The sequence below is a fragment of the uncultured Arenimonas sp. genome (assembly GCF_963976025.1).
In the GTDB taxonomy this organism is placed as follows: Bacteria; Pseudomonadota; Gammaproteobacteria; order Xanthomonadales; family Xanthomonadaceae; genus Arenimonas.
Genome location: NZ_CAXBJS010000162.1, coordinates 1 through 5,926 on the forward strand (window position 1 = coordinate 1; position 5,926 = coordinate 5,926).

At 71.1% G+C, this 5,926-nt stretch carries 3 protein-coding genes and 1 pseudogene; 3 read left to right on the forward strand and 1 reads right to left on the reverse strand.

What is annotated here, in order from left to right:
- The 3 genes and pseudogenes from AACZ35_RS11545 to AACZ35_RS11555 all read left to right on the forward strand — a co-directional run.
- Window positions 1-519: pseudogene (locus AACZ35_RS11545) on the forward strand (hypothetical protein); the annotation flags it as partial.
- The gene (locus AACZ35_RS11550; protein WP_339829397.1) at window positions 516-2,618 is read left to right on the forward strand and encodes a hypothetical protein; all 2,103 of its coding nucleotides are present in this window, start codon (window positions 516-518) and stop codon (window positions 2,616-2,618) included. The pseudogene AACZ35_RS11545 and the gene AACZ35_RS11550, both read left to right, overlap by 4 nt.
- Window positions 2,615-4,405 (forward strand): carboxypeptidase regulatory-like domain-containing protein, encoded by a 1,791-nt coding sequence (locus tag AACZ35_RS11555; protein WP_339829399.1) that lies wholly within the window; start codon window positions 2,615-2,617, stop codon window positions 4,403-4,405. Before AACZ35_RS11550 ends, AACZ35_RS11555 begins: the two co-directional genes overlap by 4 nt.
- A gap of 69 nt (window positions 4,406-4,474) precedes the next feature.
- On the opposite strand, the gene AACZ35_RS11560 is transcribed toward AACZ35_RS11555, so the two are convergent.
- Window positions 4,475-5,926, reverse strand: a 1,452-nt coding sequence (locus tag AACZ35_RS11560) for an HD domain-containing phosphohydrolase (protein ID WP_339829401.1), incomplete at its 5' end; no start/stop codon positions are given.

The window sequence follows — 5,926 nt, forward strand, 5'->3', positions numbered from 1 at the left end:
GTTACGGCGGGCCAGGAGGACGCGGAGGTGGATACCGCCCCGCTGGACGCGCCCTGGCCCGCGGACACGAAACTGCTCACCTGGCTGGCCGCGGACGAAGTGCCCGAATCGTTGATGGCCTTCGCGAACGACGGCGGCACGCTGCTGCTTGGCGAGACCACGACCTGGCCGCTGCCGGCACCGGCGGAAGCCGTCTGGCGCGATGACAAGGGCGAGGTCCTTCTGGGCGCCGCCCGCCACGGACAGGGCCGGGTGCTGCGGTTCGCCGCACCGCTTGAACCCGCAGCCTTCCCCGAACTGCTCGATGCCCGCTTCCCGCAGTGGCTGCAGGCGCGACTGCAGGCCCCGCCCCCGGCGCCCACGCGTGTTGATGCGCAGGCCTACGCGCCCTTGGCCGGCGCCGCCGCTTACACGCCGCCGAACCAGCCGCTGGCCCCCTGGCTGGCGGTGCTGCTTGCGGCGCTGTTCCTGGTCGAACGCTGGCTTGCCGCCGGCCAGGCCCTGCGGAGGCCGTCGTGATCGGGCGCCTGCGCGAAGCCCGGCGCGGCGTGGCGATGCGCCTCGCGTTCGCCGCGGTGCTGTTGTGGCTGCCATGGCTGCTGGCGACGGCGGCCTGGGGAATACGCCTGCAGTCGCCGCTGCTCGCCGGCCTGGCCGCCGCGGCCCTGGCACTGCTGGCCTTCGCCTGGTGGCAGCAACAGCGCGCGCACCACGACGAGCGCTGGCTGGCGCGCCGGCTCAACGCGGACCCGCGCTGGCAGGACAGCGCCGACCTGCTGTTCGCCGACCCGGCCTCGCTGGGCCCGCTGCAGGAGCTGCAGCGCGAACGCCTGGTGCAACGGCTGGCCAACCTGCCCGCGCCCGACCTGCGGCCGGCCTGGCCGCGCCGCCCGCTGCTGGCCAGCCTGCTGCTGGGCGCGGCCCTGGTGCTGGCAGCGCTGTATTGGCCGACCGCGTCGACGCCACCCCCGGCGACGGCACGCACCGCAAGCGAAGCCGGCGAAATCGTGGCCACCGAAGTGGCGCTGGTTGAAGCCGGCGTCGAGGTGCTGCCGCCGGACTACACCGCCCTGCCCGCCCGCACCGAAACGGCGCTGTCGCTGCAGGCCGCGGAAGGTTCGCGCCTGCGCTGGCGCCTGCGTTTTTCACCGCAGCCCGAAGCGGTGGTACTGCGCTGGCACGACGGCGGCGAACTGGCGCTGCAGCGCGAGGGCGAACACTGGACCGGCGAACACACGCTGGCGCGTTCGGTGCTTTACCGCATCGCGATCACCGCGCCGCTGCCGCCGGCACAGGACGAACTGCACCGGCTCGACGCCATCGCCGACCAGCCGCCGGTCATCCGCGTGGTGTCGCCCGAGCGGCCGCTGACCCTGCGCGAAGACGGCCAGCGCACCTGGCCGCTGGACTTCGAAGCCAGCGACGACCACGGCCTGGGCACGGCCCGCCTGCACATCACCCTGGCCCAGGGCACCGGCGAACAGGTGACCGTGAGCGAGCGCAGCCTTGCACTGCGCGGCGAGGGCGAATCGAAACAGCGCCGCTACCGGCACGCACTCGACCTGGCCGCGCTGGGCCTGGCCGAAGGCGACGACCTGATCGTGCGCCTGGACGTCACCGACAACCGCGCACCGAATCCGCAGGCCAGCCGCAGCCCCAGCCTCATCCTGCGCTGGCCGATGCCACCCGCCACCGAGGCCACCGGCATGGAAGGCCTGGTGAAAAAAACGCTGCCAGCCTACTTCCGCAGCCAGCGCCAGATCATCCTGGACATCGAAGCCCTGGTGCCTCAAAAGCCGCGGCTGGCGGCCGACGAGTTCCTGTCGCGCTCGGACGCCATCGGCTTCGACCAGCGCATCCTGCGCATGCGCTACGGCCAGTTCCTGGGCGAAGAAAACGAAGGCCAGCCCGAACCACCGCCCGGCATGGAAGGCGAACACAGCGAAGACGACGGCCACGATCACGGCCCGGAAAGCGACGCGCCGCTGGGCACGGCGATCAGCGTGCTCGAGGATTACGGCCACACCCACGACGACGCCGAAGCCGCCACGCTTCTCGACCCGCAGACCCGGGCGTTGCTCAAGCAGGCCCTGGACGCGATGTGGTCGTCGGAAGGCGAACTGCGCCAGGGCCAGCCGCAGCGCGCGCTGCCGCACGCCTATCGCGCGCTGGAGTTCATCAAGCAGGTGCAGCAGGCCAGCCGCATCTACCTGGCGCGCGTGGGCCTGGAGCTGCCGCCCATCGATGAAAGCCGGCGCATGACCGGCAAGCGCGAAGGCATTGCCGACCGCCGCGACGGACTGCAGCCCGCACAGACCCCGGATTCGCCGGTGCCCGGCCTTTGGTTGGCGCTGGCGGATGAAAGCCGCACGCCCGATCTCGAACCGATGAGCGACTGGCTGGAAACAAACGCCGACCGTCTCGAAGACCCGCTGTCCCTGGTGGCCGCCATCGAAACCCTGCGCGCACAGCCCGACTGCGCCGACTGCCGACAGCGCCTGCGCGCCCTGCTGTGGCCCTTGCTGCCCTCGCCGGTGGCCGGCGTGGCCGAACGCCCCGAACCCGACGCGGCCGGCCAGGCTTATCTCGACGCGCTGTCGGCGGAGGAGCAGCCATGACGCCTGCGACGACCGTGCTCTGGCTGCTGGTGCTGGCCATCGTACTTTCCGGCGCCCGCATGGCCTGGCGCGTGTCCGCGAAGGCGCTGCCGGCGGGCGTGGCTGCCTTGCGTTTTGTCGGACAGTGCCTGGTCGCCGGCCTGCTGTGGTTCGCGCTGTTCCCGCCGCCGGTTTCCGCGCCCGCAAGCACGCTGGTGGTGCTGACCCCGGGCGCTGGCGAAGTGCCGGCAGCGATGCCCGGCGAAGTCAGCGTGGCCCTGCCCGGTGCAGCGCCCGATGCCGACGTCGAACGTGTGCCCGACCTCGGCACGGCGCTGCGTCGTTATCCCGCCTTTGATTCGGTAAGGGTGCGCGGCCACGGCCTGCCCGCCCGCGACCACGATGCCGCCACCGGGCTGCCACTGGCCTTCGAACCTGCGCCGCTGCCCGATGGCCTGCTCTCGCTCGACCTGCCGGCGACGGCCGTGCAAGGCCAGTCCTTCACCGTGCGCGGTCGCGTGCAGGGGCCCGCCGGCGGCAAGGTGGAACTGCGCGACCCGCGCGGCGAAGTACTCGCCACGGCCCTTCACGGCGACGACGGCAGCTTCGTGCTGACGGCCCAGGCCGGCCCGGCCGGCCCCACGCCCTTCGGCCTGCGCTGGCTGGACACGAACGAAACCCTGCTCGGGGAAGAGACCCTGCGGCTTGACGTCATCGCCGCCGCCCGCCCGCGCCTGCTCGCGCTCGCCGGCGGCCCCTCGCCGGAGCTCAAATACATTCGCCGCTGGGCGGTGGACGCCGGCCTGGACCTGCACACCGTCATCGACCTGGGTGGTGGCGTGCAGCTCGGCGACCGTCCGCTGCCGATCAACGCCGCCACGCTGGCGGAGTTCGACCTGGTGCTGCTGGACGAACGCGCCTGGCGCCAGCTCGGCCCGGCCGGCCGCGGCCAGCTGCGCGAGGCGGTGCGCGAAGGCCTGGGCGTATTGGTCCGGATCACCGGCCGCCTGGGCAGCAACGATCTGGCCTCCCTGCGCGATTGGGGCCTCCTGCTTGAGGCATCCGAAGGCGTGCGCAGTTTGCGCTGGCCCGACAGCGCGGTGGGAGGGACTTCAGTAGCGAAAGGCATCGGGGCTGAAGTCCCTCCCACGGGTGCCGCGGCCGCAAACAATCCGGCGCCCCTGCTGTCGCGCCAACCGCTGCGCCTGTCCGCACGCGACGGCCGCGCGCTGCACCTGGCACCCGACGGCGAAGCGCTGGTGGCCTGGCGCAACGAAGGCCGCGGCCGGGTCGGCGCGACCCTGCTTTCCGACAGCTACCGGTGGTGGCTGTCCGGCCGGCGCGCGGCGTTCGGCCAGCACTGGGCCAGCACCGTGCAGACGCTGGCGCGGGCGCGCGGCGAAGACAGGGCAGTGGCACCGGCCCCGGCCTGGCTGGGCGAGCGCGCGATGCTGTGCGGACTGTCGGAAGGCGACCACGTGACCGACCCCGACGGTACCCGGATCCCGCTGGCCATCGACCCCGCCAGCGGTACGTCTGCGTGCGCGGGCTACTGGCCGGCCAAAGCGGGCGTGCACCAACTCCAGCGCGGCGAGTCCGCCCTGCCCCTGCTGGTGCGCGATCCGGATGATTATCCGGCGATGATCGCGGCCCAGCGCAAGGCGGCGACCAAGACCCTGGCGGCGCAGGCCCCCGCCGCCGAAACCGGGCCCCACGAACAACCCGGCCCGCGCTGGCCGTGGTGGCTGGGCTGGCTGCTGGCGAGCGCGGCGCTGTGGCTGTACGAACGCCGCGCAAAATCCGTGTAGGAGCGCCTTCAGGCGCGAATCTTTTGACTTTGCCTTTGGCAAAGAAGGGATTCGCGCCTGAAGGCGCTCCTACAAGTCGCGGCGATTCAGCTCCGCCGCCAACTCCGGCGACACACCCGGAATCTTCGACCAGTCCACCTGATCGATCTGCTCGGCCGGCAGGAAACGTTCGGCGTATTCCAGGTAGACCTTCTCGCGCAGGAACACGTCGAACAGGTCCGGGTCCACGTGGTGGTCGAGCTTCATGCGGCCCAGGATGGTCAGCGATTCGCTGAGCGTCTTGCCGGGTTTGTAGGGCCGGTCGCTGGCGGTCAGGGCTTCGAAGATGTCGGCGATGCCCATCACCCGCGCCTGCACGCTCATCTGTTCGCGGGTCAGGCCGCGCGGATAACCCTTGCCGTCCATGCGCTCGTGGTGGCCGCCGGCGTATTCGGGCACGTTGCGCAGGTGCTTGGGCCAGGGCAACGCCTCGAGCAGGCGGATGGTCATGGTGATGTGGTGGTTGATGATCTCGCGCTCGGCGTTGTTGAGCGTGCCGCGGCGGATGCACAGGTTGTCGAGCTCTTCGGCCGACAGAAAGGGCTGTTCGCTGCCGTCGGGGCCGCGCCAGGCATACGCCGCGATGCGCTGCAGCGCGGCGATCCTGTCGTCGCTCATGAACTCGCCGCCGGTATTGGCCTGGCGCACCGCCTCGCGGTCGGCGTCGAGCTGCACCAGGCGTTCGTCGTAGGCCGCCTGGCCGATCTCACCCTTGAGCAGGGCGATCTCGGCGTCGCGCTTGAGCACCTCGAAGCGCGCGTCCACCAGGTCGATGCGGTCGAACAGCGTCTGCAGCTTGGTCGCCTTGTCGACCACGTGCACCGGCGTGGTGATCTTGCCGCAGTCGTGCAGCAGGCCGGCGATCTTGAGCTCGTAGCGGTCGGCTTCGGACATGTCGAAGTCCGCCAGCGGGCCGGCCTTGGTGCGCGCCACCGCGTCGGCCAGCAGCGTGGTCAGCGCCGGCACGCGTTCGCAGTGGCCGCCGGTGTAGGGCGACTTTTCGTCGATGGCGGTGTTGATCAGGTTGATCAGCGCCTCGAACAGGGTTTCGAGCTGGTCGATCAGCCGCCGGTTGTTGAGCGAGATCGCCGCCTGCGAGGCCAGGGATTCGACCAGCTGCTGGATCGCCGGCTCGAAGGCCATGATCGCGCCGTCCGGCCCCTTGGCATTGATCAGCTGCAGCACGCCGATCACATGCCCGTCGTGGTCCTTCATCGGCACCGTCAGGAAAGACTGCGAGCGGTAGCCAGTCTTGGCGTCGAAGGCGCGGGTGCCGGAAAAGTCGTAGCCCTCGGCGGTGTAGGCGTCGGCGATGTTGATGGTCTTGCCCGACAGCGCCGCGTGCACCACCACCATGGAATCGTTGCCACTGCCGTCCTCGCGGTGCAGCGGGATCGGCGGGAAGTGGATGGGCTTGCCGTGGCGGCCGCCCATGAAATAGCCCAGCGAGTCGTTGCGCAGCACCTCGAAGCGCAGGCTGTC